This is a genomic window from Pectobacterium quasiaquaticum (assembly GCF_014946775.2).
Classification (GTDB): Bacteria; Pseudomonadota; Gammaproteobacteria; order Enterobacterales; family Enterobacteriaceae; genus Pectobacterium; species Pectobacterium aquaticum.
The window spans coordinates 3845040-3871864 of sequence record NZ_CP065177.1; the positions used below are offsets into that span (position 1 = coordinate 3845040).

Annotated in this window: 22 protein-coding genes; 4 read left to right on the top strand and 18 right to left on the bottom strand. The window is 52.1% G+C overall.

Annotated features, from left to right (window positions below; all coding sequences use genetic code 11):
* The first annotated feature begins 165 nt into the window (after positions 1-165).
* Entirely contained in the window at positions 166-1551 is a 1386-nt protein-coding gene (gene mpl, locus IG609_RS17540; protein ID WP_193398196.1) for a UDP-N-acetylmuramate:L-alanyl-gamma-D-glutamyl-meso-diaminopimelate ligase, read from the top strand.
* A 109-nt stretch (positions 1552-1660) separates the two neighbouring features.
* Here mpl and IG609_RS17545 read toward each other — a convergent pair whose 3' ends face one another.
* From IG609_RS17545 to nnr, 11 genes are all read right to left on the bottom strand, one after another.
* On the bottom strand, positions 1661-2959 hold the full coding sequence (locus IG609_RS17545; RefSeq protein WP_193398195.1) for an adenylosuccinate synthase: 1299 nt from the start codon (positions 2957-2959) through the stop codon (positions 1661-1663).
* Between the two features lie 99 nt (positions 2960-3058).
* Positions 3059-3259, bottom strand: a complete 201-nt coding sequence (locus IG609_RS17550) for a DUF2065 domain-containing protein (RefSeq protein WP_193398194.1) — start codon at positions 3257-3259, stop codon at positions 3059-3061.
* A gap of 124 nt (positions 3260-3383) precedes the next feature.
* Positions 3384-4379, bottom strand: coding sequence for a protease modulator HflC (gene hflC, locus IG609_RS17555; protein WP_193398193.1), 996 nt, complete (start codon positions 4377-4379; stop codon positions 3384-3386).
* 3 nt (positions 4380-4382) lie between these two features.
* Positions 4383-5642, bottom strand: a complete 1260-nt coding sequence (hflK, locus tag IG609_RS17560) for an FtsH protease activity modulator HflK (RefSeq protein WP_193398192.1) — start codon at positions 5640-5642, stop codon at positions 4383-4385.
* 96 nt (positions 5643-5738) lie between these two features.
* Positions 5739-7019 (bottom strand): ribosome rescue GTPase HflX, encoded by a 1281-nt coding sequence (gene hflX / locus IG609_RS17565; protein ID WP_193398191.1) that lies wholly within the window; start codon positions 7017-7019, stop codon positions 5739-5741.
* A 94-nt stretch (positions 7020-7113) separates the two neighbouring features.
* Positions 7114-7413: an RNA chaperone Hfq gene (gene hfq, locus IG609_RS17570; RefSeq protein ID WP_010285823.1), complete on the bottom strand. Its 300-nt coding sequence runs from the start codon at positions 7411-7413 to the stop codon at positions 7114-7116.
* Positions 7414-7525: 112 nt separating this feature from the next.
* Positions 7526-8467, bottom strand: a complete 942-nt coding sequence (gene miaA / locus IG609_RS17575) for a tRNA (adenosine(37)-N6)-dimethylallyltransferase MiaA (protein WP_193398190.1) — start codon at positions 8465-8467, stop codon at positions 7526-7528.
* Entirely contained in the window at positions 8460-10469 is a 2010-nt protein-coding gene (mutL, locus tag IG609_RS17580; RefSeq protein ID WP_193398189.1) for a DNA mismatch repair endonuclease MutL, read from the bottom strand. The genes miaA and mutL overlap by 8 nt, the downstream gene beginning before the upstream one ends.
* Before the next feature lie 51 nt (positions 10470-10520).
* Positions 10521-12191 carry an N-acetylmuramoyl-L-alanine amidase AmiB gene (gene amiB, locus IG609_RS17585; RefSeq protein WP_193398188.1) on the bottom strand — a complete coding sequence of 557 codons (1671 nt, stop codon included), beginning with the start codon at positions 12189-12191 and terminating at the stop codon, positions 10521-10523.
* The gene (gene tsaE, locus IG609_RS17590) at positions 12188-12670 is read right to left on the bottom strand and encodes a tRNA (adenosine(37)-N6)-threonylcarbamoyltransferase complex ATPase subunit type 1 TsaE (RefSeq protein WP_193398187.1); all 483 of its coding nucleotides are present in this window, start codon (positions 12668-12670) and stop codon (positions 12188-12190) included. Before tsaE ends, amiB begins: the two co-directional genes overlap by 4 nt.
* Positions 12671-12675: 5 nt before the next feature.
* The gene (gene nnr / locus IG609_RS17595) at positions 12676-14244 is read right to left on the bottom strand and encodes a bifunctional ADP-dependent NAD(P)H-hydrate dehydratase/NAD(P)H-hydrate epimerase (RefSeq protein ID WP_193398186.1); all 1569 of its coding nucleotides are present in this window, start codon (positions 14242-14244) and stop codon (positions 12676-12678) included.
* Between the two features lie 143 nt (positions 14245-14387).
* On the opposite strand from nnr, the gene queG reads away from it, so the two are divergent.
* Positions 14388-15527, top strand: coding sequence for a tRNA epoxyqueuosine(34) reductase QueG (gene queG / locus IG609_RS17600; RefSeq protein ID WP_039317738.1), 1140 nt, complete (start codon positions 14388-14390; stop codon positions 15525-15527).
* A gap of 531 nt (positions 15528-16058) precedes the next feature.
* Here queG and ahpF read toward each other — a convergent pair.
* The 3 genes from ahpF to IG609_RS17615 all read right to left on the bottom strand — a co-directional run bounded on the left by ahpF (position 16059) and on the right by IG609_RS17615 (position 20074).
* Positions 16059-17621, bottom strand: coding sequence for an alkyl hydroperoxide reductase subunit F (ahpF, locus tag IG609_RS17605; protein WP_193398185.1), 1563 nt, complete (start codon positions 17619-17621; stop codon positions 16059-16061).
* Positions 17622-17750: 129 nt separating this feature from the next.
* A complete protein-coding gene (ahpC, locus tag IG609_RS17610) occupies positions 17751-18314 on the bottom strand; it encodes an alkyl hydroperoxide reductase subunit C (RefSeq protein WP_039278061.1) in 564 nt (187 codons plus the stop codon).
* A gap of 110 nt (positions 18315-18424) precedes the next feature.
* Positions 18425-20074, bottom strand: a complete 1650-nt coding sequence (locus IG609_RS17615) for a DUF4153 domain-containing protein (protein ID WP_193398184.1) — start codon at positions 20072-20074, stop codon at positions 18425-18427.
* Between the two features lie 523 nt (positions 20075-20597).
* Here IG609_RS17615 and IG609_RS17620 point away from each other — a divergent pair.
* Both IG609_RS17620 and IG609_RS17625 read left to right on the top strand, forming a co-directional pair.
* Positions 20598-21050, top strand: a complete 453-nt coding sequence (locus IG609_RS17620; protein WP_103861990.1) for a hypothetical protein — start codon at positions 20598-20600, stop codon at positions 21048-21050.
* 98 nt (positions 21051-21148) lie between these two features.
* Positions 21149-21946 (top strand): hypothetical protein, encoded by a 798-nt coding sequence (locus IG609_RS17625; protein ID WP_193398444.1) that lies wholly within the window; start codon positions 21149-21151, stop codon positions 21944-21946.
* A gap of 166 nt (positions 21947-22112) precedes the next feature.
* On the opposite strand, the gene IG609_RS17630 is transcribed toward IG609_RS17625, so the two are convergent.
* The 4 genes from IG609_RS17630 to IG609_RS17645 are packed head-to-tail and all read right to left on the bottom strand — an operon-like array spanning position 22113 to position 26771.
* A complete protein-coding gene (locus IG609_RS17630; RefSeq protein WP_193398183.1) occupies positions 22113-23378 on the bottom strand; it encodes an HlyD family secretion protein in 1266 nt (421 codons plus the stop codon).
* Positions 23371-24837 (bottom strand): TolC family protein, encoded by a 1467-nt coding sequence (locus tag IG609_RS17635; RefSeq protein WP_193398182.1) that lies wholly within the window; start codon positions 24835-24837, stop codon positions 23371-23373. The genes IG609_RS17630 and IG609_RS17635 overlap by 8 nt, the downstream gene beginning before the upstream one ends.
* Positions 24830-26077: an ABC transporter permease gene (locus IG609_RS17640; RefSeq protein WP_193398181.1), complete on the bottom strand. Its 1248-nt coding sequence runs from the start codon at positions 26075-26077 to the stop codon at positions 24830-24832. The genes IG609_RS17635 and IG609_RS17640 overlap by 8 nt, the downstream gene beginning before the upstream one ends.
* Positions 26070-26771: an ABC transporter ATP-binding protein gene (locus IG609_RS17645; RefSeq protein ID WP_226374127.1), complete on the bottom strand. Its 702-nt coding sequence runs from the start codon at positions 26769-26771 to the stop codon at positions 26070-26072. Before IG609_RS17645 ends, IG609_RS17640 begins: the two co-directional genes overlap by 8 nt.
* Between the last annotated feature and the right edge of the window lie 54 nt (positions 26772-26825).

Sequence of the window (26825 nt, forward strand, 5' to 3'; positions counted from 1 at the left end):
CTATTCCAGAATCTACGGATGAAAAGCGGTTTCATTTCTGCACCGCCAACGTTTGCGCATGCAGTGTAGCCCAAAGAGAAAGTGAGTACCTAGTCAAATCCATTTCTTATGGCGGATTCATAGCGTTAGAATGTGACGCAGACTCACTGTGAAGATGGAAAATGTATGCGTATTCATATTTTAGGTATCTGTGGCACCTTTATGGGTGGCCTTGCCCTGCTTGCTCGTTCGCTGGGGCATGACGTCACAGGCTCAGATGCAAATGTTTATCCCCCCATGAGTACCTTACTTGAAGAACAGGGAATCACACTGATTCAGGGCTACGATCCGGCACAGCTTAGCCCTGCGCCTGATTTAGTCATCATCGGTAATGCGATGACGCGCGGAAACCCGTGCGTTGAGGCCATATTGGAACAGGGACTACCTTATGTTTCCGGTCCACAGTGGCTGCATGATTATGTGCTGCGCGATCGCTGGGTGATTGCCGTTGCGGGTACACATGGCAAAACCACCACGGCGGGGATGGTCACCTGGATTCTGGAAGATTGCGGCTACCAGCCTGGCTTTGTGATCGGTGGCGTTCCCGGAAACTTCACCGTTTCAGCACGCCTGGGGGACAGCCCGTTCATGGTGCTCGAAGCCGATGAATATGACTGTGCATTCTTCGACAAACGCTCCAAATTCGTACACTACTGCCCAAGAACGCTGGTGCTCAACAATCTTGAGTTCGATCACGCCGACATCTTTGACGATCTGAAAGCCATTCAGAAACAGTTCCATCATCTTGTGCGGTTGGTGCCGGGTAGTGGGAAAATCATCCTGCCAAGCAATGACCTTAACCTTAAACAGGTGATGGCAATGGGATGCTGGAGTGAGCTGGAACTGGTCGGCGAAGAAGGCACATGGCGGGCACAAAAAGTGTCGACCGATGCCAGCCAATATCAGGTTTACCTGAATAAGGTACTCATCGGTGAAGTCCATTGGAAGTTGGTGGGTGAACACAATATGCACAACGGACTGATGGCCATTGCTGCCGCTCACCACGTTGGCGTACTGCCTGCAGATGCCTGCCGCGCACTGGGTGGATTTATCAACGCACGTCGTCGTCTGGAGTTACGCGGTACGGAGCATGGCGTCACGGTTTATGACGATTTTGCGCACCACCCTACCGCAATTCTGGCGACGCTGTCGGCGCTACGCAGCAAGGTTGGCGGCACGGCGCGTATTTTGGCTGTGCTTGAACCCCGTTCTAACACCATGAAATTGGGGATGTGCAAAAACGAGCTAGCGCCGTCATTAGGCCGCGCCGATGAGGTTTTCCTATTCCAGCCCGCACATATTCCATGGCAGGTGGTAGAAGTTGCGGAAGCCTGCGTACAGCCCGCTCACTGGAGCGCGGATATTGACACGCTGGTAGAAAACATCGTCAAGACCGCACAGCCTGGCGACCATATTCTGGTGATGAGCAACGGCGGGTTCAGTAACATCCACAATAAGCTGCTGGATTGCCTGAAAAAGAAAGCGCAGAAGGCGAAAGACGCTCAAGAATAGCGTGTGACAAACTGTCGTCGTTCACACACGGCGATGACACGATAAATAGCAAAAAGGACGGGAATCCCGTCCTTTTTCATCTTCGCATCACCCATTAAGGGTGGCAAAATCAAGCGTCGAACGGATCGCGCAGCACCATCGTTTCGCTACGATCTGGGCCAGTAGAAATAATATCAATCGGCACACCCGTAATTTCTTCGATACGTTTGATGTAGTTCAGCGCAGCCTGCGGCAGTTTGCTGTGATCTTTCACGCCAAACGTGCTTTCAGACCAGCCTGGCATCGTTTCGTAAATCGGCTCAAGACCTTCCCAACCTTCAGCCGCCAGCGGCGTGGTATCCACTTCACTGCCATTCGGCAGGCGATAGCCTACGCAGATTTTAATCTCTTTCAGGCCATCCAGAACATCCAGCTTGGTCAGGCAGAAACCAGACAGCGAGTTGATCTGTACCGCACGACGTACGGCAACCGCATCCAGCCAGCCAGTACGACGACGACGACCCGTTGTCGCACCAAACTCGTTACCTTTCTGAGACAGATGCTCGCCTACTTCTTCAAACAGTTCAGTCGGGAATGGACCTGCACCTACACGGGTAGAGTAAGCTTTAACGATACCCAGTACGTAGTCTACATAGCGTGGACCCAGACCAGAACCGGTAGCAACGCCGCCCGCAGTGGTGTTTGAAGAAGTCACGTACGGATAAGTACCGTGATCGATATCCAGCAGCGTACCCTGCGCGCCTTCAAACATGACGAAATCGCCACGCAGGTGCGCTTTGTACAGCAGATCGGAAACATCAACGACCATCGCGGTCAGGATGTCAGCAATCGCCAGCACATCGTCCAGCACTTTCTGGTAGTCGACGGCATCGGCTTTATAGTAGTTAACCAGTTGGAAGTTATGGTATTCGACGATCTCTTTCAATTTGACAGCAAAGGTTTCTTTATCAAACAGATCGCCAACGCGCAGGCCACGGCGAGCAACTTTATCTTCATACGCAGGGCCGATACCGCGGCCAGTCGTACCAATTGCTTTCGCACCACGCGCCTTTTCACGCGCGTTATCCAGTGCGACGTGATAAGGCAGGATTAACGGACAGGCTTCAGAAAGCAGCAGACGTTCGCGTACCGGGACGCCACGCGCTTCAAGCTCCGTCATCTCTTTCATCAATGCGTCAGGTGCCAGCACAACACCGTTACCGATGATGCTGACAACATTTTCACGCAGAATGCCAGAAGGAATTAAATGAAGGACGGTTTTTTCACCGTTGATAACCAGCGTGTGGCCAGCGTTGTGTCCACCCTGATAGCGCACAACATATTTAGCCCGTTCAGTCAGCAGGTCAACGACCTTGCCTTTACCTTCGTCACCCCATTGGGTGCCCAGTACGACGACGTTCTTACCCATTTCAAGAATCACCAGGTTGCTTAAAAAAGGATTCTAACATCTCATTTGGATGCTTTCAGTACTTTTAGCACACGGTTGCGCACATTTTTCCGCTTAATTTTAACCACCCATCCGACTACGCAACATGTAGTAGATCACGCAACCCGCAACGACTATTCCGCCGCCAAAACGGCGCAAAATAGTATCCGGTAACTGCGCGATCCCCAAAATCATCCGCCGCCAGAGACGAGGGAATAGTAGCGGCCCCAGCCCTTCAAGCACCAAAACTAGCCCAAGCGCCAGCCAAATTATTGAATTCATAACAACCCCTTTCCCCGCTTCAGATTCGAGCAGGACCAACCCTTTGAATATCTCTCTGCCAGAAAATGGCAAAAAAAAGCCCGGAGAAATAACCCGGGCTTGATGAGACGTCAGTGAATGACTATCAGCGGCGTGGAACCATACTGCTTTCCGGTGACTTCATGTAGCGGAAGAAGTCGCTATCCGGGCTGAGAACCATGACGTCCTGATTATTACTGAAGCTGTTTTCGTACGCGCGCAGGCTACGAACGAAAGCATAGAAATCAGGATCTTCACTGAATGCGTTAGCAAACAGTTTCGCTGCTTCAGCATCCCCTTCACCGCGAGAAATTCGGCCCTGACGCTCCGCTTCTGCCAGCGTACGGGTGACTTCATAGTCTGCCGCTGCTTTCAGCTTTTCAGCTTCTTCCTGACCTTGTGAACGATGACGACGCGCTACCGCTTCACGTTCTGCACGCATACGTTGGTAAATCGCATCAGACACTTCAGTTGGCAGGTTGATTTGCTTAATTCGCACATCGATAACCTCAATACCCAGCGCAGCCATGCTGTTAGGGTTGATGTGAGGTTCCTTGCTCGCCGTCTCTTTCTCGACGCGTGCAGCCGCAGAAGCAATCGCATTATCGGCCTCGGTCGTTTCACCAGTACCGGTATTCAGCGCTTCACGTACGTCAGACATCAGTTGACCACGTGAGTCGGTCACAATCCCTTTCACATCCAGACGACCGATTTCAGAACGCAGACGGTCACTGAATTTACGTTTCAGCAGCACTTCCGCCTGAGAGATGTCACCACCGCCCGTTGCCAGATAGTAGCGGCTGAAATCGCTGATACGCCATTTGAGATAGGAATCGACAATCAGGTCTTTTTGCTCTTTAGTGATAAAGCGGTCAGCCTGGTTTTCCATGGTCTGGATACGCGCATCCAGCATTTTCACTGAGTCGATAAACGGAATCTTGAACCGCAATCCCGGGGCATAGATCAGCGGCTTATTGTCGTCATCACGCAATACTTTGCCAAAACGCATCACAATGCCGCGCTGACCTTCCTGCACCACAAACAGTGACGCATAGACCACCATCAGTACCAGGATCAGGATAAATAGTAAGGGCTTACGCATCGATTATTCTCTCCCTACTCGAGTGAAGTCATCACGCTGCGCATTTGCTCTGCGCTGATCCATGATATTTCCATTGTTGCTGCTGCGCGTTTGGTTGCTATTCGTCGCACCGCTGCTGTTGCCAGGCAAACGCAGTGGACTAGCGCTGCTGCTGTTATTGCTTGGCGTATTTTCACCACCTTGTCCACGCAGCATCTGATCCAACGGCAGCACCATCAGGTTGCCCCCCTTGTCATTGACCAGAACTTTACGGGTATGGCTCAGTACACGTTCCATCGTTTCGATATACAGACGTTCACGAGTGATTTCAGGCGCCGCTTTATATTCCGGTAATATTCTGGCAAAACGGGCAACTTCACCCTGAGCTTCAAGAATAGTACGGGTTTTATAAGCGCGGGACTCTTCCAGAATACGCTGCGCCTGACCGTTGGCACGCGGCTGCACTTCGTTCGCATAGGCTTCCGCTTCGCGAATATATTGCTGTTCGTTTTCACGTGCGGCAATCGCATCATCAAACGCGGCCTTCACTTCTTCCGGCGGACGCGCGGTTTGGAAGTTCACGTCCAGCAACGTGATACCCATGTTGTATGGACGAACCGTCTCTTCCAGTACACGCTGAGTATCCGTACGCACAATGGTACGGCCTTCCGTCAAAATTTTGTCCATCGTGTACTTACCAATAACGCCGCGCAGCGCGCTGTCAGTTGCCTGACGTAGGCTGTCATCCGCATTGGTTACACTGAACAGATATTGTTCTGGCTGCGTAACACGATACTGCACGTTCATTTCAACGCGCACGACGTTTTCATCTGACGTCAACATCACGCCCGATGTCGCCAGTTCACGCACCGATTCAACGTTCACCGCACGAACGGAGTCGATGAAGGTCGGTTTCCAATTAAGGCCGGGGCCGACCAAATGGCTGAATTTACCAAAGCGCGTGACGACACCGCGTTCCGCTTCTTTAATGGTATAGAAACCCGTAGCAGCCCAGATCACAACTGCAGCGACGGCAGCGATACCGACGATCCGGCCACCCAGTGCTGGGCCGCCAGAATTTCCGCTGTTGCTTGAGCCTGAACCTTTGCCGCCACCCAGATCGCTGAGTTTTTTGCTCAGCTTACGGAAGATGTCGTCCAGATCCGGCGGCCCCTGATCTCGGCCACCTTTATTGTTATTTCCGCCAGAGTTGCCGCCATTATTGCTGCTGCTCCCCCACGGGTCGCGGTCTTGTCCGTTATTACCGGGCTGATTCCACGCCATGTTTTAGCTCCATTCTTTATGATAGGTGTTCTTCAGGTTCAATATCCCAGAGTCCGTCAGACTATTTCACCGTTCAGACTGTTTATACCAGTCAGATCAGACAATATAGTCCATCAGTTCCTGCTCTTTTTTGCAGAGGCGGCGCCAGTCAGCAATCGGCATACGAATAACCAAACCAATTTGCCCATCCTCTTCAATCCATTCTTTTTCTATTGCCTGAAGCTGGTAAAAACGACTACGCAAGCGTCCTGCCTGCGGGGGAAGATGCAAAGTATGTTGTGCAATTTCCCCGGAAAGCCGCTCAGTCAATGCCTGAAATAGCAACGGAATACCGTCGCCAGTCTGTGCTGAAAGCCAGACCCGTACCGGTAGATTCTCTTCGTTGCGATCGATACGCGGAACGAAATCATCCAGCATATCAATTTTGTTCATTACCAACAGCGCAGGTATTTCGTCTGCCTCAATTTCCGCCAATACGTCATCAACCGCGTCGATGTTCTCGTCAAGACGAGGATCGGCAGCATCAACAACGTGCAGCAGCAGCGAGGCCTGACGTGTTTCCTGTAATGTAGCCTTAAACGCAGCCACCAAATCGTGGGGCAACTGCCGGATAAAACCTACGGTATCCGCCAGCACGGTATCACCCACATCATCCACTTGAATGCGGCGCAATGTTGGATCCAGTGTGGCAAATAACTGATCGGCGGCATAGACGCCTGCCGATGTAATCGTGTTAAACAGCGTGGATTTACCGGCGTTGGTATAGCCCACCAGCGAAACGGTGGGGACATCAGCACGGACCCGCGAACGCCGCCCCTGTTCACGCTGTTTTTCTACCCGTTCAAGACGCGACAATATCTGACTGATACGGTTACGCAATAAGCGACGGTCGGTTTCAAGCTGGGTTTCACCAGGACCACGCAAACCGATACCGCCTTTCTGGCGCTCAAGGTGCGTCCAGCCGCGAACCAGTCGGGTCGCAAGGTGGCGCAGCTGTGCCAGTTCTACCTGTAATTTCCCCTCGTGCGTACGCGCACGCTGGGCAAAAATATCTAAAATTAGTCCGGTACGGTCTATCACCCGGCACTCGCACAAACGCTCCAGATTACGTTCCTGAGCAGGCGTCAGCGCGTGATCAAACAGCACGACAAACGCGCCAGTTTCTTTTACTGCCTGAGCAATTTCTTCAGCTTTACCTTCCCCAACAAAATACTTGGGATGAGGCGATTTACGGCTGCCAGTAACCACCTGTAAGGATTCAATACCGGCAGAAGAAACCAGAGACTCAAACTCCAGTAGATCTTCCGTATCTCTATCCTGAGCAAAGAAAATATGAACTAATATAGCCCGTTCACCTGATTCATAACGGTCAAACAAGCGAATAACCTCTCAAACGAGCAAAAAACACCACAGCGAAGGAGTCGAGCGATGCGTCAAGCTCTCCCGCGCCGTGGTGAATTGACAATACGCCTTATTCGGCGTCATCAGCTTCCTGTGACTGCTGCTGAGCAGTCGTGTTACTACCGTGATAGTTGTTGCTGCCGCCTGGATTGTTGCTATGGTGAGAGACTGGGCGAGAAGGAACAACTGTAGAGATGGCGTGCTTATAAACCATCTGACTTACCGTGTTTTTCAACAAAATCACGAACTGATCGAAAGATTCGATCTGACCTTGCAGCTTAATACCGTTCACCAAATAAATCGAAACCGGAACACGTTCACGACGCAAAGCGTTCAAGAACGGATCTTGCAAAGATTGCCCCTTAGCCATTCTATATTTTCCTTATTTGTATGTTGTTTGTAACAAAGAACCCTACGGTTCTAAAATAACGGTGTAAAAAACTTGCACGCTGAGACTCACCGATTGTACACAATCACTCAACCTATGCACTAACAACCTCTATTACCTTGTCCAGTGCTTCAGTCGGTTTTTCGCTATTCAGCCAGCAGACATCATCCCAACCGCGCAGCCAAGTCATTTGACGCTTCGCTAACTGACGCGTCGCACAAATTCCCCGATAAACCATCTCATCGTAATCAATTTCACCGGATAAATATGACCACATCTGGCGATAACCAACACAACGAATAGAGGGCATATCCGTATGAAGGTCGTGCCGGGCAAACAATGTCCGGGCTTCTGTCTCAAAACCTGCCGCCAACATCTGATGAAAACGCTGTTCAATCCGCTCATGCAACAATTCACGCGTCGCTGGGGCGATAGCAAACTGATGAACCTGATAGGGCAGCGCGTCGCCAGACGTTTTTGTCAGTTCAGTTAAAGTGTTACCTGAAACGAAAAAAACTTCCAGTGCTCGCGAGAGTCTCTGCGGATCATTTGGATGAATCCGAATGGCCGCTACCGGATCGATCTCACTGAGCTGCCGATGCATCGCTTCCCAGCCGATTTCTTTTGCCTGCTCTTCAATGCGTTGACGCACGGCGGCATCGGCTGACGGCAGAGGAGAAAGTCCCTCCAGCAGCGCCTTGAAATACAGCATCGTCCCCCCGACTAACAGGGGAATGCGCCCAGCAGCGGTAATGTCCGCCATCTCACGTAACGCATCGCGGCGAAAATCGGCCGCAGAATAGGATTCTGTCGGATCGAGAATATCGATTAACCGATGCGGGGCCAGTGCCAGCTCTTCCGCACTCGGTTTCGCCGTCCCAATATCCATATCTTTATAGATGAGGGCGGAATCTACGCTAATCAACTCTACCGGCAAATATTCTCGTAACGCCATTGCCAATGCCGTTTTTCCTGACGCCGTCGGCCCCATGATAAAAATGGCAGGCGGCAACGACGCTTGTTCTACATCACTCATGCTTTAAAGCCTTGATGGCATCCTGGATGTCCATCATCGATAAAAGTTCAGACGGCGGCGCTTTCGCCAACTGCGGACAAAGCCGCTCGACATCCGCCAGTAATTGTATGGCCTGAGAATGACTCCAGCTTTCCTGCTCACTCTGCAATCGCGTTGCCATCCACGATGCCAATTCGCCAGGTTCCACCTGCTGTTTCTCAACCGTCTGATAGTCGGCCAGATAGCCTATCAGTTCGGAGATCAAGTTTTGTAAATTTTGTTGGCGCAATGGTAAAGGTACAGCACGCAATGTGGCACGCTGTGACTCAACCACAACGTCAATACCAAAACGCGCCAGCAAAGCGTGATGGGCAGACAAAACGTTCAGCTCAGATTTACTCAATGTCAGGCGCTGCGGAATCAGCAACGGCTGCGCCCGCAATCCCTCTTCCGACGGCGTCAACTGCACCGCTTTCAGATAACGTTCAGCAACGGAAAGCGACAGCATCGCCAAGCCCTTATGGTACTCCAACAGCGCGTAGCACGGCGGATAAACCGTCAATACCCGCCCAAAACCGTTTGATTGGCTTTCCAGCGGTGATTCAACCGGCGCACGTTGCTTGTTATTGTTAGCTGCGGTGTCCGTCGCGGTTCGATTTGGCGGTGCGTCATGCGATACCGTGGGTGGGACAACCCTATCCGGCGACATAACGTGACTCGACGGTACAGAAATACGCTCGCCAGACGACGGGGGTGCACTTGCTGCATTATCCGCTGGTTGCAGCAGCGCCTTATACAGATCACCCTGCTTCTTCTGGTACGGATTCTCTGGTTGATAGCCGGAATAAGCAGATTCTCTCGCCTGACCAGAATGGCTCGCGCGCGGCGTTTTCCCACCATACGACGGCGAACTATCGGTACGTGACGGCTGGGCAAAATGGTTTTCACCGGCGGCAGTGCGGTTTTCCTGCTGCCATTGCACGGGTTTCCCGGTCTCCGGCTCTGTTATGCCGAGCGCCGGTGAGGATGCCTGTTGCAGAACGGACATCACCGCCTGATAGATGAAGTCATGCACCAGACGCGCCTGATGGAATCGAACTTCGTGCTTGGCAGGATGCACATTGACATCCACCTGATGCGGGTCGATCTCCAGATACAGCACATAGGCGGGCTGCTGCTCGTCACTAAGCTGATCCTGATAGGACTGCCGAATGGCATGATTAATCAGCCGGTCACGCATCATGCGCTGGTTCACGTAGCAATACTGCATATCAGGCAGTTGCTTGGCTCCAACCGGATCGGCCACCCAACCATGAATGGTGAGATCGCCGTGTTGCCATGACACTGCCAGCGCATGTTGCAGGAACGTCGCCCCGCAGATGCTGCCCAAACGGCGTTCATACTGGCTTTTATCCGGCGCAGCACGATACTGCCGCATCAGCTTACCGTTATGATGCAGCGTGATGGCGACATCGAAACGCGCCAGCGCGATGCGGCGCACCACCTCATCAATATGGGTGAATTCGGTTTTTTCGGTGCGCATAAATTTACGGCGGGCGGGCGTGTTATAAAACAGATCCAGCACTTCCAGCGTGGTGCCCACAGGGTGAGCCGCGGGTTTAACCGTCACTGCCATGTCACGCCCTTCGGCGTAGGCCTGCCAGGCTTCGGATTGTTCAGCGGTGCGCGATGTCAGGGTTAGACGAGAGACGGAACTGATACTTGCCAGCGCTTCGCCGCGAAAACCCATACTCACGATGGCTTCCAGATCGTCGAGCGTGGCGATTTTGCTGGTCGCATGACGCGCCAGCGCCAGCGTTAATTCATCCTTTCCAATCCCCGAGCCATTGTCACGAATACGGATCAGCTTCGCGCCGCCGCGCTCGATGTCGATATCAATCCGGGTCGCACCTGCATCCAGACTGTTTTCCACCAGCTCCTTCACGACCGAAGCCGGACGCTCAACCACTTCTCCGGCAGCGATCTGGTTAGCCAGTTGCGGTGGCAACACCTGAATCGGCATGGCGTATTCCTCTTACTATCCTCAATCTATCGACATCGTCAGCATGAAGAATCAGGCAGACGGAATAACCAGCGTTTGCCCCAGTTGTACCGTGCCGGAGCGCATATTATTCGCCTGTTGGATCTCTTTCATGCTGACACCGTAACGGGCAGCAATCGCACTCAGGCTATCACCCTTTACGACCTTATGCTTCACCGGCGCTGCCTTTTTAGGCGCAGGTGTTGATGCCGTCTGTCTCGTCCCAGTAGCCGGAATATTCAAGCGCTGTCCAACCCAGACGATGTCGTTGTTCAGCTTATTCACATCACGCATAGCCGCGAGGCTAACGCCATAATGCCGAGCAATCGAAGAGAGCGTTTCACCACGCGCAACGGTATGACGCGCGCTGCCCGCACTCGCTTTTGCCGTAGTCACGTTACCGCCCGACGTTTCTGTATCACTTGCCGCCGACTGTAGTGGGCGGCTTTCCTGCTTTGGGAGGGATTGCATCGGGTGCGTTTGGAAATAACCTCTCAGCCCCTGATAAATCGCATTAGCAATTTTTTCCTGATAATCGTTACTCCCCAGCAGTCGCTCTTCCGAGACATTGGTGATAAACCCAGTCTCCACCAGTAGAGAGGGGATATCTGGCGAACGCAACACACCCAGACTGGCGTGCTCAGGGCGTCGTTTATGCAGCCCACCGACGCGCTGGAGCTCACGCAGCACCTTGGTCGCGACGTCATACCCCACTCGCTGAGAGTGACCGAATTGCAGATCCAACACCGCCTGACTGAGGTAAGGATCGGCACTGCTGTTCGCCAGTAGATCACCCGCCCCGCCCAGCAGTTCAGACTGTTTCTCATGCTGCTCCAGCCAGTTTGCCATTTCACTGTTCGCACGGCGGTTGGACAGTACCCAAACAGACGCGCCTTTAGCATTACGGTTCGGCGCAGCATCCGCGTGAATCGACACTAACAGATTCGCACCCTGCTTACGCGCCACGTCCGAACGCCCCATAACGGAGATAAAGTAGTCGCCGTCACGCGTCAGCACGCCTTTAAAGGCCGGATCATTATTCAGTAAGGCTTGTAACTTACGCGCGATAGAAATGGTGACATTTTTCTCCCGCAGCCCGTTCGTGCCAATCGCACCAGGATCTTGTCCACCGTGACCGGCATCAATCGCCACGACAATCCGTTCATTACCTTGTTGGGCCGGCGCGCGGGTAGATGACGAACTGCTGTTGACTGCAACCGTCGATTTGTTACTAAACGGATTTTTGGCGGGTTCTGCCGGCGCACTATTTTGCTGCCGTGAAGCCGGAGGCGCTGAGGCTTGTACCGTTTTCGCTTTATCACCCGTGATGGTGAAGACAACAACGTAGCCCGAACCTTCTTTTTGCGTCACCGCCCGCGTTTTAGCCGCCTGGGTCAAATCCAGCACCAAACGCAGGCTTTGTGCATCCTGCGCGTTGCTGGTGCGCACACGCTTAATTAGATTTTGTCCGCTGAAATCCAACGGCAAGCCATTAATGACACCAGTCTGACGAATATCGATGACCACTCTGGCGGGGTTACTGAGCGGGAAAAAAGCATAAATAGGCTGACCACTAAAGCTCAGGCGCACCGTGGCCTGGCCTGACGCATTATCCACCTTGATATCCGACAGATTGGCCGACCACGCCGAGCTTGCCAGCAACAGCCATACGCCGATGAACAGCGTAACCAGACGACTCATCATGATTCTGCTGTTCCTAGCTGAAGAGAAAAACGTTGTAACATCGCGTCTCCCGCCGCAGAGACAGCGGACAGTTCAGCCTGTCGGCCCTGATCCTGGTAGCGCAAATGCAGTTCGATATCCGCCTCAGGCAACACACCAGCACCCTGCTGCGGCCATTCAATCAGACAGATGGCATCCTGTGCCAGGTAATCGCGGATCCCCATAAACTCCAACTCTTCCGGGTCGGCCAGTCGATAGAGGTCAAAGTGGTAGACCGCCAGCGGCGATAACGCATAAGGCTCGACCAGCGTATAAGTGGGGCTTTTAACATTGCCTTTATGACCGCGCGCCTGTAGAAAACCGCGACTAAACGTCGTTTTTCCCGCACCAAGGTCGCCATAAAGGTGGATAACACAAGCACCGTCACAGGCTTTCGCCAGCGCCGTACCTAAAGAGATCGTTGCTGCCTCATCCGGCAGAAGTAAGACTATTTTTTTCATTCTATCTATTGTTCTAAAAACATCGGTTCTAAAAACATCGGCTCTAGAAACATCCGCTCGGGATTCACATATCGGAACAGCACAGGCAGTAAATCGGTTGCCAGCATACCTCGGGTACCGCGTCGCGCTGCCAGCCAATCAGCCGCCGCACCATGTACGACACCCCCTGCACAGGCAGCATCATACAGCGAGAGCTTTTGCGCCAGCAAACCGCCAACGATACCCGACAGCACATCACCCATGCCACCTGTCGCCATGCCGGGGTTTCCCACATCAGCAATGGCAACCTCGTCTCGCTCGCTGGCGATCACCGTTCCTGCACCTTTTAATATGACAACACCACCATAGCGTTTTACCAACTTTGTGGCCGCCAGTAAGCGATCGCTTTCAATATCAGAGACGCGGCAATTCAGTAAACGTGCCGCCTCACCGGGGTGAGGTGTCAGCACGCGATTCTGCCGCTTATGCGGATTGATTGCCAGCAGGTTAAGCGCATCCGCATCCCATAACATGGGTTTGTTACAATTTTCTGCCAGACGCAGTGCACTTTTGCCCCAGTCATCCTGCCCTAAACCAGGTCCAATCACCACGACATCGGCCCATTCCAGCCCCTGCCGCAGCGTCTTTGTCGTCAATTCTTGCACCATCAGCTCAGGCCGAGCCGTCAGAAACGCCGATTGATACTGCTTGTGAGTAAGTACTCGCACCAATCCTGCGCCGCTGTGTAACGCCGCATCCGCAGCCATCAATACCGCGCCGCCTAAGCCGACGTTGCCGCCTACCACCAGCAGCCTGCCGTTATCACCTTTATGTTGTCCGGCTGGACGAGGCGTCAACCACTCGGGAAGTTGCGCCGCGGTCAACCGTCGTATCGGCGCGGTTTGGCAGTCCAGCCACGCCTGCAATCCTAACGAATGATAATGTAATGTTCCGACGTGCTCACGGGCGCGGCCGGTCAGTAGTCCCGGTTTCAGCGCGATAAACGTCACCGTCTGTGCCGCACAAATCGCAACGCCCGCACAGGCGCCAGTTTCGGCATCTAAACCAGAGGGAATATCCAGTGAAACAATGGGAGCAGGATAGGTGTTCGCCTGCGTCATTAACGCCGCATAAGACGCACGCGGTGCAGCGGAAAGACCGGTTCCCAGTAGACCATCAACAATGAGATCGATCCCATCCGGCCACGGTATATCACCATCCTGCGCATTCACGTCCTGAACACGACCACCCTGTTCCAGCCAGCTCTGGCGCGCAAGATGAGCCTCATCAGGCAGCGGCTTATCGCTGACACAGGCAACAACATCTACCTCTATGCCCGCCGCCAGCGCCAGACTGGCGACCACATATCCATCGCCGCCGTTATTGCCGTGTCCAGCCAGCACCCGCCAGCGTCGAGCTGAGGGATAGCATCGGCGAGCCACCTGAAATGCGGCTTCTCCCGCACGCTGCATGAGTTCCCACAGCGAAAGCCCCGACTCGCTGGCCGCTCTGGCTTCTTCACACCGCACCCACTCGGCGTAAAACACCGAATCAGGCAACTCATCCTCTCGCTTCCGGTCGTGACGCGTCATCATCTGCTCTTAGTTTTCATTACAATGGCTTAAAATTAGCAAGCAACCTAAACGACCGCCAGCATTCCGCACATCTCAGCAGGCATCGGCTCTGCAGCGCGAATATGGTAACATCGGCACGTCTTGTTTATTTCTGTGGCCCCATCATGTCATACCCCTACGATCTCAACGAATTAGCGCAACACATCAAACAATGGGGACAGGCATTGGGGTTCCAGCAGGTCGGAATCTGCGACACCGATTTGTCCGCAGAAGAGCCTCGGCTTCAGGACTGGCTGGATAAGCAATACCACGGGGAAATGGACTGGATGGCGCGCCACGGTATGCTGCGGGCGCGTCCGCATGAATTGCTGCCCGGTACACTGCGCGTCATCAGTGTTCGTATGAATTACCTGCCAGCCAAAGCCGCATTCGCCAGTACCTTAAAAAACCCAGAGCTCGGCTACGTTAGCCGCTATGCGCTCGGCCGTGATTACCACAAGCTGCTACGCCAGCGACTGAAAAAACTCGGCGACCAGATTCAGGAATACTGCGGTGAATTGAATTTTCGCCCCTTTGTCGACTCCGCTCCCATTATGGAGCGTCCTTTGGCTGCGAAAGCCGGGCTTGGCTGGGTTGGTAAACACTCACTAATTCTGAATAGAGAAGCCGGTTCCTGGTTCTTTCTCGGTGAACTGCTGATCGATTTACCCCTACCCGTCGATCGCCCACAGGAAGAACAGTGCGGTCGATGCGTCGCCTGCATGACCACCTGCCCAACCGGCGCGATTGTCGCCCCTTACACCGTTGATGCCCGCCGCTGCATTTCCTATCTGACTATCGAATTGGAAGGTCCGATTCCTGAAGAATTTCGTCCGCTAATGGGTAATCGCATTTATGGCTGTGATGACTGTCAGTTGATTTGCCCGTGGAATCGGTTTTCACAACTTACCGACGAGGCAGATTTCAGCCCGCGTGCCGCGCTGCATACGCCAGAGCTGCTGGCGCTATTCGGCTGGAATGAAGAGAAATTTCTGCGCATTACGGAAGGGTCGCCGATCCGGCGCATCGGCCATCTCCGCTGGCTACGCAATATTGCTGTCGCACTGGGGAATGCTCCCTATCAGGATAGTATCGTACTGGCGCTGCAGGCGCGTCTGGGTGAAAGCGAACTGTTAGATGAACATATCCACTGGGCAGTTCATCAGCAGTTGGAACGCCGTGCATCACTGGGAATCGACGTCCAATCCACACAGAAAAAACGACTTATTCGTGCAGTAGAGAAAGGATTACCGCGTGATGCGTGAGCCGCTCAAAACTGTTGTCATCAGTTTGTCGCACGCGCTGTGAATAAATAAAAAAAACCGTTGCCAATCAACTGTCACAAAAAGTACAAGCGATAGTTATAATGTTTTATAAGTAAAATTTATAAATAGATATCAATAAGATACTCTACAGTATTTTATCAAAAATATAGCGTGATTAATAAATAACCAACTCACAGCCTGTGGATAAGTCTGTTAAGAAGAATATTATTTTTTGTATTAACTGATAAAAAATGATGTGGATTTGAGGTAACGCTTGCGCTCGAAACAGGATGCTGTGTGGACAGTAAAAAACGGGCAGCAGCACAAAGCGGCGAGCATTATGAATTTCTTATTGTCCTTTAGCAAGGGCTGAGATCTACTTTTTACGATCGAAAGAAAAATTTTACGATCAAAAAACAAAAACGCGGCGACACCTCTTTGATGAGGCATCGCCGCGCGGAACGTTAAGATCGTCGTCAGAGAAACAGAAGGATGGCAAATATATCCACCTTCGTCCTCAACAGGCCGACGTTATGCACGGGTTCTGATCAGGTAGTCAAAGGCGCTCAAGGACGCTTTTGCGCCTTCACCCGTCGCGATAATGATCTGCTTGTACGGCACCGTCGTACAGTCGCCGGCAGCAAAGATCCCTTTCACGCTGGTTTCGCACTTAGCATCGATCTCAATTTCACCGATGCGGTTTCTGGCTACCGTACCTTCCAGCCAGTGGGTGTTAGGCAGCAGGCCAATTTGTACGAAGATCCCTTCCAGCGCTAAATCATGCACTGAATCAGTAATACGATCTTTGTAGCTCAGCCCCGTCACCTTCTGTCCATCACCTTTCACTTCCGTGGTTTGCGCATTCAGGATGATGTCAACATTCGGCAAGCTACGTACTTTCTCCTGCAATACCGAATCCGCTTTCAGTTCCGGCGCAAACTCAAGCAGCGTGACATGTTTCACCACGCCAGCCAGATCGATAGCCGCTTCGACACCGGAGTTTCCGCCGCCAATCACCGCAACGTGCTTGCCTTTAAACAGCGGGCCATCACAGTGCGGACAGTATGTTACGCCGCGCGTACGGTACTGATCTTCGCCGGGTACATTCATGTTTCTCCAGCGCGCGCCGGTCGCAATGATCACACTGCGCGCTTTCAACGTCGCACCGGACACGGTAATCACCTGATGCGGTTTACCCGGTTCGCCACCAGGAATTAAGGCTTCTGCGCTCTGCGCGTCGATCACGTCGACATCGTAGTCATCAACATGGCTCTTCAGCGCAGTCGCCAGCTTAGCCCCTTCCGTTTTTGGCACGGAAATGTAGTTTTCGATATCAACGGTATCCAGCACCTGACCACCAAAGCGCTCACCGACCAAACCGGTACGGATGCCTTTACGCGCTGAATAGACCGCCGCCGCTGCGCCCGCTGGGCCGCTACCGATGATTAACACATCATAGACGTCACGCTGGTTCAGTTTCTCAACCTGTTTAGCGCCCGCACCGGTATCAATTTTCGTCACAATCTCAGCCAGGCTCGTGCGCCCCTGACTAAAGTGTTCGCCGTTCAGGAAAACGGTCGGAACGCCCATGACATTACGGCTTTGAATCTCATCCTGGAACACGCCACCGTCAATCGCGGTATGGGTGATATTTGGATTCAAGACCGCCATTAAATTCAGTGCCTGCACCACGTCCGGGCAGTTGTGGCAGGACAGCGAGTAATAGGTTTCAAAGTGGAATGAACCGTCGAGATGGCGGATTTGATCGAGTAATTCTTTCGCTTCTTTCGACGGATGACCGCCCACCTGCAATAACGCCAGAATCAGGGAGGTAAATTCGTGTCCCATTGGCGCACCGGCAAAACGCGGGCCACTTTGGGAATCTGGATTGGTAATCAGGAATGAAGGCTTACGTACTGCCAAATCATTCTTTTCAATAAAACTTACCCGATCGGACAGCTCGGCAATCTCAGCCAGCAGGGTTCTGACTTCAGTAGATTTAGCAGAGTCATCCAGAGTCGCAATCAACTCAACAGGTTTGGTTAATTTTTCCAGATAGGCTTTCAACTGGACTTTCATCGTATTGTCGAGCATTGGTCGTCCTTAATTAGGCAAGGTAGTACAAAAGCAAAATCGTGCGGGGATGCTGGCCCAAAAAAGCCGGGCCAGAAAAATCGGGTGCAATGCACCCGACAAAACAGTCATATTTTCCGAGGTGTCAGCTTAGATTTTGCCAACCAGATCCAGAGACGGTGCCAGCGTAGCCTCGCCTTCTTTCCACTTGGCTGGGCACACTTCGCCTGGGTGAGAAGCCACGTACTGCGCCGCTTTCACTTTACGCAGCAGGTCAGAAGCATCGCGGCCAATACCTTCCGCCGTGATTTCTACCGCCTGGATGATGCCCTGTGGGTCAACGATGAACGTACCGCGATCGGCCAGACCTTCTGCTTCGCGCATGTTTTCAAAGTTACGCGTCAGTTGACCCGTTGGGTCACCGATCATGGTGTATTTGATTTTGCCAATGGTTTCAGAGCTGCTGTGCCACGCTTTGTGCGTGAAGTGGGTGTCGGTGGAAACAGAGTAGATTTCCACGCCACGCTGTTGGAATTCGTCGTAGTGGTCAGCGACATCACCCAGTTCGGTCGGGCAGACAAACGTAAAGTCAGCCGGATAGAAGAAGAACACGCTCCATTTGCCTTCGATGTTTTTCTCCGTCACCTCAATGAATTGACCGTCTTTGAAAGCCATGTTTTTGAATGGTTTAACTTGGGTATTGATTACTGACATCACTTTATCCTCATGTGTTTTCGCATGTGGCTAAAGTACAGAAACGTGATCACTATCACCAATCCGTTGTCTTTATCGAATCAATAAGTAATACCTAACGTAGGGTGGAATCAGGGATACGTAATCTCCATATTCTGGTCACCGATTCTGACAGTCTTAAAGCGTGGTGTAACTACTTCAACCTTGCCGTCCTTCACCTGCTCGACCAGTTTTTCCGTACCTATCGCGCCATACATACTGGCCGCAATCTGCCACTGCCCCTGTTCATCACGGGCGAGGATCTTGCCACCGCCACCCCAGCCTACCCGAGGGAAAATGAGCACTTCATTATGGCCATCGCCAGTCAAATCAATCGCAAAGAGCAGGCAAGCGATTTCTCTGCACCTATTGCCTAAATTATCGCCCTGCAACAGGCTTTCGACCCCGTCCTCCAGCAGCCCCACCCATTCGACCTGAACGGGGCGGACTTGTGCGGCGCGCCCCTGCAACCGATCGCGCAGCGCCTGACGCCCTGTTTCATCCAGTATCCGGTCTTGCTTCAATTCCTCAGTCAGCCAGGTAAACTGCTGCCTGCCCGCCGCCCCTAACTCATCGCGCAGCGCCCACAGGTCAAATTCATCGACCGGCGTTTTCCCGCTAAGCAGACGCTGAACCTGGTTTCTCGCACTAAACGCTTCTGGGTTTAACAACGGCGTATGCAGCAATACCATCAGAACGCAGGTGACAGCAGCAAGCAGCGGATTGCTCGTGCGCAGGTTCCCCAGCCAAACGCCAGAGCGGCGGATGACGGCCCATACCATCGCCAGGCTATAAAGCATCGCGATCGACACGACGAAGATCGACTGAAAACGGAAAGGCGTCAGGCCATACTGTTCGATACGCAACCTGCTGGAATAGCCCGCTAATCCAACCAAAATCGGCAAGCACATCACACTGGCGCTAACCAGCCCGCGTAACACTGCCGGGTAAGCGCGGCCTTCGTTATCATCCTGAGACGTGCAGTTAATCAAAAAGAGGTTTACGCCCATCAGGCATAACAGAATGACAGTGGAACGGCCGGTATTCCATATCGGTTCCAGACCGCTAAAAGGCAGCGTCAAGGTGAAAACCACCGTAATCAGTGCGCTAAACGGCAGCAGGAAACGACACGCCGATAGCAGAATCCCGCGCAGCAACCCGACTACGGTTTCTTTGGTCATTCCGATATATATGCCGAGAGAAAACACTACCGGCAAAAGCAGCATATAGAATCGGTAATGACTGAATACTTTACTTACCTGCCGGAATCCCAACATGTCGAACAGCATGCCGCACAGCACGAGCAACAACACAACAACCAGAACAAGTAACCAGGCCAGCAGCACAGTAAAAATATTGATCCAGGCGTGTTTACAAAGTGCGTCATAGGACGGCCATCGCCCTTCACGGTCTGGCCAACTGCAAATGAAAGTACAGCAGATATAGCCGAGGAGGATGCCACACAGCACCCAGGAATCCAGCAGACGGAATAGTCCATTTTCGAAGAGGACCCAACCGCTGATGGCGGTCATCAGCACGGTCAACACGCCAGCCAACAGCCACGTCTTTTTCACAAAGAGAGTGCGTTCCAGCAATTGCAGACTGATGCCGCCAACCACCGCTATCGTTATGAGCATTCCCTGAAGAGCGCCCTCTTTCATTTCCAGCGCCGCGACAAGGAGCAGCCCCTGAAGCAGGCCAATAGCCAGATAAAACTTTAACGATGGGGAATGGGCGGACATGGCAAATCCTTTTATCGACGTACGTCACATGTCGGGCGGTGGTGTAGACACGTTTTCACCACTCGAATGATGTGGGGTAGCAAAATGAGAATAGTGCGAGCAGTCTACAAGTAAACGCTTCAGGTATCACGCTTCGGTGACAAGTTTGCAACACCATGTTTTTCCCTAATAACACCACGAGACAGTGCGCTAAAATTTAACGCATTCAGAATAGTCAGATCAAAAACATTAGCCATGAATATAATTTCATGGAAATTATATTAAAATGAAACATCACTGGGATTGAATAATAATAAACTCAGTAAAATAGCGCACCAAATATATCAACATGGGCTATAAATCTATTTCAAAATAACCACAAAGAATTAAAGTTATTTAATTCAATTGCCGATTTTATACTAATACCCATATCGCGGTTTGTCTGAATCTTATGGCTACAGCGCGCAGACGCTGTATTCCGCCCTATGGTATGAGTAAGGATAAAAGACTGTAGCCTCAGATGAAAATACATGGAGTTTTTCAAGTGAATACAAAGAAAGTATTGTTATCTTCTATTGTTGCAACAGCGCTGTTAGCGTCAGCTGCCGCCAATGCAGGCCCAAAATTCAATGTAACATTTAAGAATTTAGGTTCGGCCTCTGCTCCAGCTGCAATATTCTCACCGACGACAACCGCAGAAGTCTTCTCACAAGCGAACGCATCCCCCACACCAATGGCTTCCGTCTTAGCTGGGCAATCAAATGCTTATACAATCTCCAGCCCATATAATGACGTGAGTTCAATGCACGTTCGCTACAAGATTGGAACTAAAGTCTGTCAATTTGATATGACCTATACTGTAAAATATGTTCTGGGGAATAAAATTCCACAGTGGACGAAGAGTACAACGCCAAGCAACGGTGCTCGATGCGATCTGCGAGTCACTTATGCCAGTGTCACAACTTATGATTCAGATGTTGAAATCACCATGAGATAGAACCACTCAGGTGAAGCATTTACATGAGTAAATTGGATAAGCCACCTTTTAGCGTGGCTTATCTTTCAGATATCAGCCTGCTACCTGGAAACCTGAAGATGATTAATTTAAATAACCTTCCCGCCACCAAAAGCATTGATGTTAGAGATACGGAAAAAACAAACTCATCTGCGGTAACAGGCAACACGTCGAACAAAACGACGTCATCCGTCTCCTCAAATGAATCAACAACAAAAGATAAAAGCAGCGTATCGTCGCTGGCACGGCAATTGAATGATGCCGCAATACGTGCAGAAGCGAGGGATAGCAGCAATAGCCGTGGAAAACTGGCGTCATATGCACATTCGGTCATTGAGGAACTGGCTGGTAGCAGCTATGAAAGCCGCCGAAAAGCGCTAGCTGAAGAATTACCTGATACTGACGATCCGCAATTACTTGCTCGCGCAAAGCAAGCTAATGACTTCGCTAACGGTCATGGCTCAAACCCCTTTAAAGGACTCTCTCGCGATCAACTCTCACTCATTATTTATGATGATAGCAATACCTTTACCGTCAACGAGCGCAGAGCGGCATTGCATGAATCAAATGAAATAGAAAGCGCCTGGAGCCATCGAGTCGTAGCGCAGAGCAAGCAAGAATGGAATCGAGGGGAATTTAAACAAACCGAGTTCTTCAAACTTGTTCTGGAACACTATGAAGGCTTGCCGTTAATCGAACAGGTACAGGCTCCCGCCAACTACGAATCTCGACTCAAACATCTAATCGAAATGGATTACAACTTTGTGACCGGCGAGCCTGGGAAAAATGCAAACCCGCTGAACAATCTGTTCGACCTGCTTTTACCACGTAATATCCCAATGGGGAGCAATACCACCCCTGCGGGAAAGGCTGAATAAGCAAGATCAATCGTCCTACAGCGGCTAATTTTCGAGGCGGGTGTTCAGGGGAAATAAACGGCAAGCATGTGCTAACAACCCTAACACCCACTTCTGCGTCAAAAAATAGAAACCGACACACTCACCATTATCGTTTCTAGTATCCGGCACATGCTTAAGCCGATAATTACGGAATCTGTACTTCACCCGCCGCCAGCCCGGAGATTTCGACGCCCTGCGCCACCGTTTTCCCTAACGTCACGTTAATTTTCTTTGACGGTTTGTCAGCAGTCGGACGGTAAACCACATAGGCTCGGCCATTCTCATCAGTCTGCACAGCCTGTGCAGGCACCGCGATACCGTGCTCATTACAATAGACAATAATAGCCAGCCGTGCGCTCATCCCCAGTCGAATATGTTGCCTTAAATCCGCCAACGGCGTATCAAGTGACACCACCACATCATAATAAGCGCCGCTACCTGACATCTCAGCAGCATCGGCCTGCATATCAATCGAAGTAACCTTGCCTGTCAGGGTCTGTCCGGCAAATCCATCCCCGCTCACGTTAACCACCATCCCCTCTTGTAGCTGATGCAGATCCGTCTCTTCTACCCGAGTTGCCACCTGAAAACGGTCCTGGGCAATGACGCCAAACAGCGGCGCGCCTTGGCTAACCAGCAAACCGGGCTGGATGACCACAGGCTTACCATTATCAGGTGTCGCAGGACGCACCACAAAACCGCTAAACGGCGCCTTGACGGTCTGTCGTTCAACCTGTGTCGCCAACGCCTGATGGCGAACCTGTGCATTGATCAGTTCCATCTCAGCAATCTTACGATCCTCACCGTTCGCACGTGCCAACACCGTTCGATACTCCTCTTGCGCCGCGATAACATCCTGCTCCTGGGTACGAATCTGCTGCTTTAACGTATCCACTTCCATTCGCGCAACAATGCCACGCTCGAACAGCGCCTGTGTATCGCGAAGGTTGGCCTGCGTGTTGCTAAACGTTGACTGGGCTGAATTTACCGCACGTCGCGCCCGCGATACCTCAGCGCTTTGCTCCCACTGCTTGAGTGACTGCACCTCACGCTGTGCTTTGAGCAGTTCAGCCTGCGCCTGACGGAGCTGAATCTCAATTTGCCCAGGGTCCAGTACCAGCAATGTTTGCCCTTGCTCGACACGTTGCCCCTCACGCGTCAGTACCTCACGGATAACGCCTTCAAAAGGGGCAGCTAGCGTTGTCTGCGTCGCGGCCTGAATTCGTCCCACCAGCCCTAATTGATTTTCCAATCGCTGAGGCTGAATGGGTAGCCATTGCCCCTGAGGGACGCTTTCCTGCTCACCCGTACGCCCAGTCAATAGCCACATAAATACACCACATGCCACAATCAGCGACACGATAATATAGTGACGCCGACGCAGTCGAGATAGAAAGCGATGTCTAATCATTAAGTGCAATATCCCAGCTTTGTAATGTAGTGCCCAGCGTCTCATCCAGTTCAGCCTGCGCATTAAGGTAGCTAATGAGCGCATTGAGACGGGCGTTTTCCGCGTTGCGTAAATCGTTCTCGAAGCTCAGCACCTGAAAGTTACTGGAACGCCCAACCGTGAGCTTTTCTCGCTCAATGTCCAGTTTACGGCGTGACAGATCTCGTGCACGTTGAGAAATCTCGAATTGCCGCCAGCGTGTCCCAATATCACGCACCGCATTGGCAACATCACGTTCAAGCTGCTGCCTAACCTCATCCAACTGAATGTGCTGATTACGCACATTGACCCGCGCTTGAACCTCAGCCTGACGGGTACTCAGATCGCCAATCGGGATCTCCACCTGAACACCCACATAATTTTCCCAGGTACGTGAAGTGCTATTCTGTGCTGCACGGTCACGAACCTGACTCGCTCCGCCGACTAGCGAGACATCCCACAGGCGATCATTACGCGCAACCGCCAGACTGAGCGCCGCCTGCTCGTTAGCGATAATCTGTGCAAGATAAGCAGGTCGAGAAGCTTCGGCCTGTTTCAACGCCTGCGCAGCGTTGACATCAACGCGCTGTGCCTGCATGGATTCTGTTGCCACAATCAGCGTATTTAAATCCAACGCCAGAAGTTGCAGCAGCGCAAGCCGCGCGGTATCCAGTTGATTTCTAGCTTCCTCATACGCCAATTCCTGCGTGGCAACTTCAGCTTCGGTTTGCACAATTTCAAACTCGGCCATACGCCCTGCGGCAATCATCGCACGGTTGACGTCAACCAGTTGGCGCGCACGCGCCAGAACATCACGAGCAATTTGCAGTTGCTCCTGTGAACGCAGCAGTTCCCGATAGGCAGCGATAATCTGCGTAATAGTCTGCGAGACTGTAGATTTCAACGTCAGACGATTGAGTTGTTCAGTCAGACGCGCAATATGAACTGGCGCAGTAGTGACATCTTTACCTGCTCCACGAAGCAAAGGCTGAATCACCGTGATGTTGGCACCATCATTACGCGATAACCCTGCGTTATCAGCCTGCGTGTGGCGGTAGGTCCAGCCTAGGCTGAAGCGGGTGCCATAAGGCGTGAGCAGTGTCGATGTTGGCGTCAGGTTGCCCTGTCGATAACGATCACTTTGATTGCGATTGGAAAGATAGCTACCCGTCAGCGACAATTTGGGAGTAAAACGATCCTCCGCGACACGCAGATCAAATTTCTGCGAGATACGATCCAGATAGGCGCTGCGGATCGCGCGATTGTCACGCAAACCAAGATAAATGGCATCGCTTAGCGTGAGATCGATAGTTTGCGCATTTAGCGATACGCTCATGTCCGCCAGCCCTTGCCGCGTCGCCTGAGAAGGATTCAAAGCCGTTTCTGCATACCCTTGATGGGCAGAAAACAGGATCAGTAAACACAGGAGAGATTTACGCATCGCGTAGCGCCTGTACGGGTTCGAGCTGAGCCGCAGTCATTGCTGGGTTAAGCCCAAAAAACAGACCAATCGCCAATGAACTGCCAATGCCAAGGGGAAGTGACAATACCGAAAGTGAAAAGTTGGACCAACCTGAAAAAAAGACAAACAGCCACGCCGCCGCAACACCACATATCGCCCCGATCAGGGCTCCACAAGCAGACAACACAACAGCCTCCAGCAAAAACAGCCCCGCAATATCACGTGGTCGCGCGCCCAATGCCATACGAACACCAATTTCGCGACGCCGCTCGGACACATTCATCACCATGACGTTCATCACCCCTACCCCACCGACCAACAGGGAAATACCTCCCAGCCCCGCTAGCAACCATGAAAACATCCGCGACTGCTGCGCCATTCCCTCCAGTAGTTGCTGTGGGATTTGCACATCGATATCAACCTTCGGCATCAGAGACACCAAATAATCCTTTAGCTGCGAGCCCGTTTGCACCAACGTGTCGCTGCTGCTATTACGTGCAATCACGCTGATGATTTGTGGTGTTGGCATGACACGACGCATACCAGAGATCGGCATCAAGATAGCGTCGTCAACTGAGACGGGAACCAAAGGGTTGTTCCCCTGCGGTTGAAGGATTCCTACGATCTCAAATAAGTATCCACTCACCTGCACGCGCTCACCTAAAGCGGCTACGCCCCCCTGCGATGCCCACTGTTCGGCAACATTCGCACCCAACACGATGTAAGTACTTTGTGCATCGAAATCGCTCAGGTAGCGACCTTGTGCGAGCTTTAATCCTAAGACTTCCGACAATTCAGCCCTGCTCCCCACAACCATGCCGGTAAACGAACGGCCGCGCAATCGCACCTCAGTAGCAGTAATAATGAGAGCCGTTGCTGCTTTAATATCAGGCAAATTTTGTCGCAAAACGGGGATATCCAGATCCGCAGGCACCAAACCAATAGCGTGACTCCCTGCCCTATTCTGTACGGCAGCGACCAGCAGGTCGCTGCCCATGCCTTTGAATACCCCCATGGCTTCAGCTTCCGCGTTGTGCCCGATGTTAAGCAACGCAACAACAGAACCACACCCCACAGCAATCCCAAGCAGGGCCAGAACGGCACGCCGCCCTAGAAGAATGAGACTGTTCAATGGCTCAAGCAGACGCTGTTGCAGAGAAGGACCATAGTGGGATTGTCGGGTCTGGCACGCTTGCGTTCGTAAACGACGGTCAGACATGCTTCACCTCATGGATTCGTCCGTCCTGCACATGAATGCACCGAGCCATACGACAAGCTATACCTTCATCATGTGTCACCATCACTAATGTCGTCCCCTGTTCGCGGTTCAATGCCAGTAACAGCGTGATGATGTCATCAGCTGTTTGGCTATCAAGGTTGCCGGTTGGTTCATCTGCGAGAAGAAGTGCTGGTTCGCCAACCAGTGCGCGTGCAATCGCGACCCGCTGACGTTGGCCACCAGATAAATCAGCAGGGCGATGATAGGTTCGCTCAGCCAAACCAACGCGCGCCAGTTGTACTTGCGCGGCTTGCCGAGCAGCCTGCCGAGACATTCCACGATAGATCAAGGGGAGTGCGACGTTATCCAACGCGTCCAGACGCGGCAGCAAATTAAAACTTTGGAAGACGAAACCAATGACCTGATTGCGCATGATGGCGCGTTCATCGGCACTTGCTTTGGTCATATCTTGCCCAGAAAGCAGTAAACGCCCTGAAACGGGCTGATCGAGTAAACCGATGATATTGAGCAAGGTGCTTTTACCAGAACCCGATGCACCAACAATAGCGCAGCTTTGTCCGGCAGGAATGGATAGATAAATATCATGTAATACCGATTGAGAAGAAGCGCCGGTACTGTAGAGGTGTGAAATAGCTTGTAAACAGATCAGATCCGTTATTCTTGCATCAGACATCCTTGCCTCTTTGCCGATCCCCTAGAGCATCATATGAATCGGATTATCCTACTG

What these genes read in the sequence shown, in the direction of transcription:
- IG609_RS17615 (WP_193398184.1), bottom strand. Translation starts at nt 20,074, where the DNA reads ATGTCCGCCCATTCCCCATCGTTAAAGTTTTATCTGGCTATTGGCCTG.
- ahpF (WP_193398185.1), bottom strand. Translation starts at nt 17,621, where the DNA reads ATGCTCGACAATACGATGAAAGTCCAGTTGAAAGCCTATCTGGAAAAA.
- queG (WP_039317738.1), top strand. Translation starts at nt 14,388, where the DNA reads ATGTCATACCCCTACGATCTCAACGAATTAGCGCAACACATCAAACAA.
- mutL (WP_193398189.1), bottom strand. Translation starts at nt 10,469, where the DNA reads ATGCCGATTCAGGTGTTGCCACCGCAACTGGCTAACCAGATCGCTGCC.
- IG609_RS17550 (WP_193398194.1), bottom strand. Translation starts at nt 3,259, where the DNA reads ATGAATTCAATAATTTGGCTGGCGCTTGGGCTAGTTTTGGTGCTTGAA.
- amiB (WP_193398188.1), bottom strand. Translation starts at nt 12,191, where the DNA reads ATGATGAGTCGTCTGGTTACGCTGTTCATCGGCGTATGGCTGTTGCTG.
- hflK (WP_193398192.1), bottom strand. Translation starts at nt 5,642, where the DNA reads ATGGCGTGGAATCAGCCCGGTAATAACGGACAAGACCGCGACCCGTGG.
- mpl (WP_193398196.1), top strand. Translation starts at nt 166, where the DNA reads ATGCGTATTCATATTTTAGGTATCTGTGGCACCTTTATGGGTGGCCTT.
- IG609_RS17630 (WP_193398183.1), bottom strand. Translation starts at nt 23,378, where the DNA reads ATGATTAGACATCGCTTTCTATCTCGACTGCGTCGGCGTCACTATATT.
- ahpC (WP_039278061.1), bottom strand. Translation starts at nt 18,314, where the DNA reads ATGTCAGTAATCAATACCCAAGTTAAACCATTCAAAAACATGGCTTTC.
- hfq (WP_010285823.1), bottom strand. Translation starts at nt 7,413, where the DNA reads ATGGCTAAGGGGCAATCTTTGCAAGATCCGTTCTTGAACGCTTTGCGT.
- IG609_RS17645 (WP_226374127.1), bottom strand. Translation starts at nt 26,771, where the DNA reads ATGTCTGATGCAAGAATAACGGATCTGATCTGTTTACAAGCTATTTCA.
- miaA (WP_193398190.1), bottom strand. Translation starts at nt 8,467, where the DNA reads ATGAGTGATGTAGAACAAGCGTCGTTGCCGCCTGCCATTTTTATCATG.
- IG609_RS17635 (WP_193398182.1), bottom strand. Translation starts at nt 24,837, where the DNA reads ATGCGTAAATCTCTCCTGTGTTTACTGATCCTGTTTTCTGCCCATCAA.
- tsaE (WP_193398187.1), bottom strand. Translation starts at nt 12,670, where the DNA reads ATGAAAAAAATAGTCTTACTTCTGCCGGATGAGGCAGCAACGATCTCT.
- hflC (WP_193398193.1), bottom strand. Translation starts at nt 4,379, where the DNA reads ATGCGTAAGCCCTTACTATTTATCCTGATCCTGGTACTGATGGTGGTC.
- IG609_RS17545 (WP_193398195.1), bottom strand. Translation starts at nt 2,959, where the DNA reads ATGGGTAAGAACGTCGTCGTACTGGGCACCCAATGGGGTGACGAAGGT.
- IG609_RS17625 (WP_193398444.1), top strand. Translation starts at nt 21,149, where the DNA reads ATGATTAATTTAAATAACCTTCCCGCCACCAAAAGCATTGATGTTAGA.
- IG609_RS17640 (WP_193398181.1), bottom strand. Translation starts at nt 26,077, where the DNA reads ATGTCTGACCGTCGTTTACGAACGCAAGCGTGCCAGACCCGACAATCC.
- nnr (WP_193398186.1), bottom strand. Translation starts at nt 14,244, where the DNA reads ATGATGACGCGTCACGACCGGAAGCGAGAGGATGAGTTGCCTGATTCG.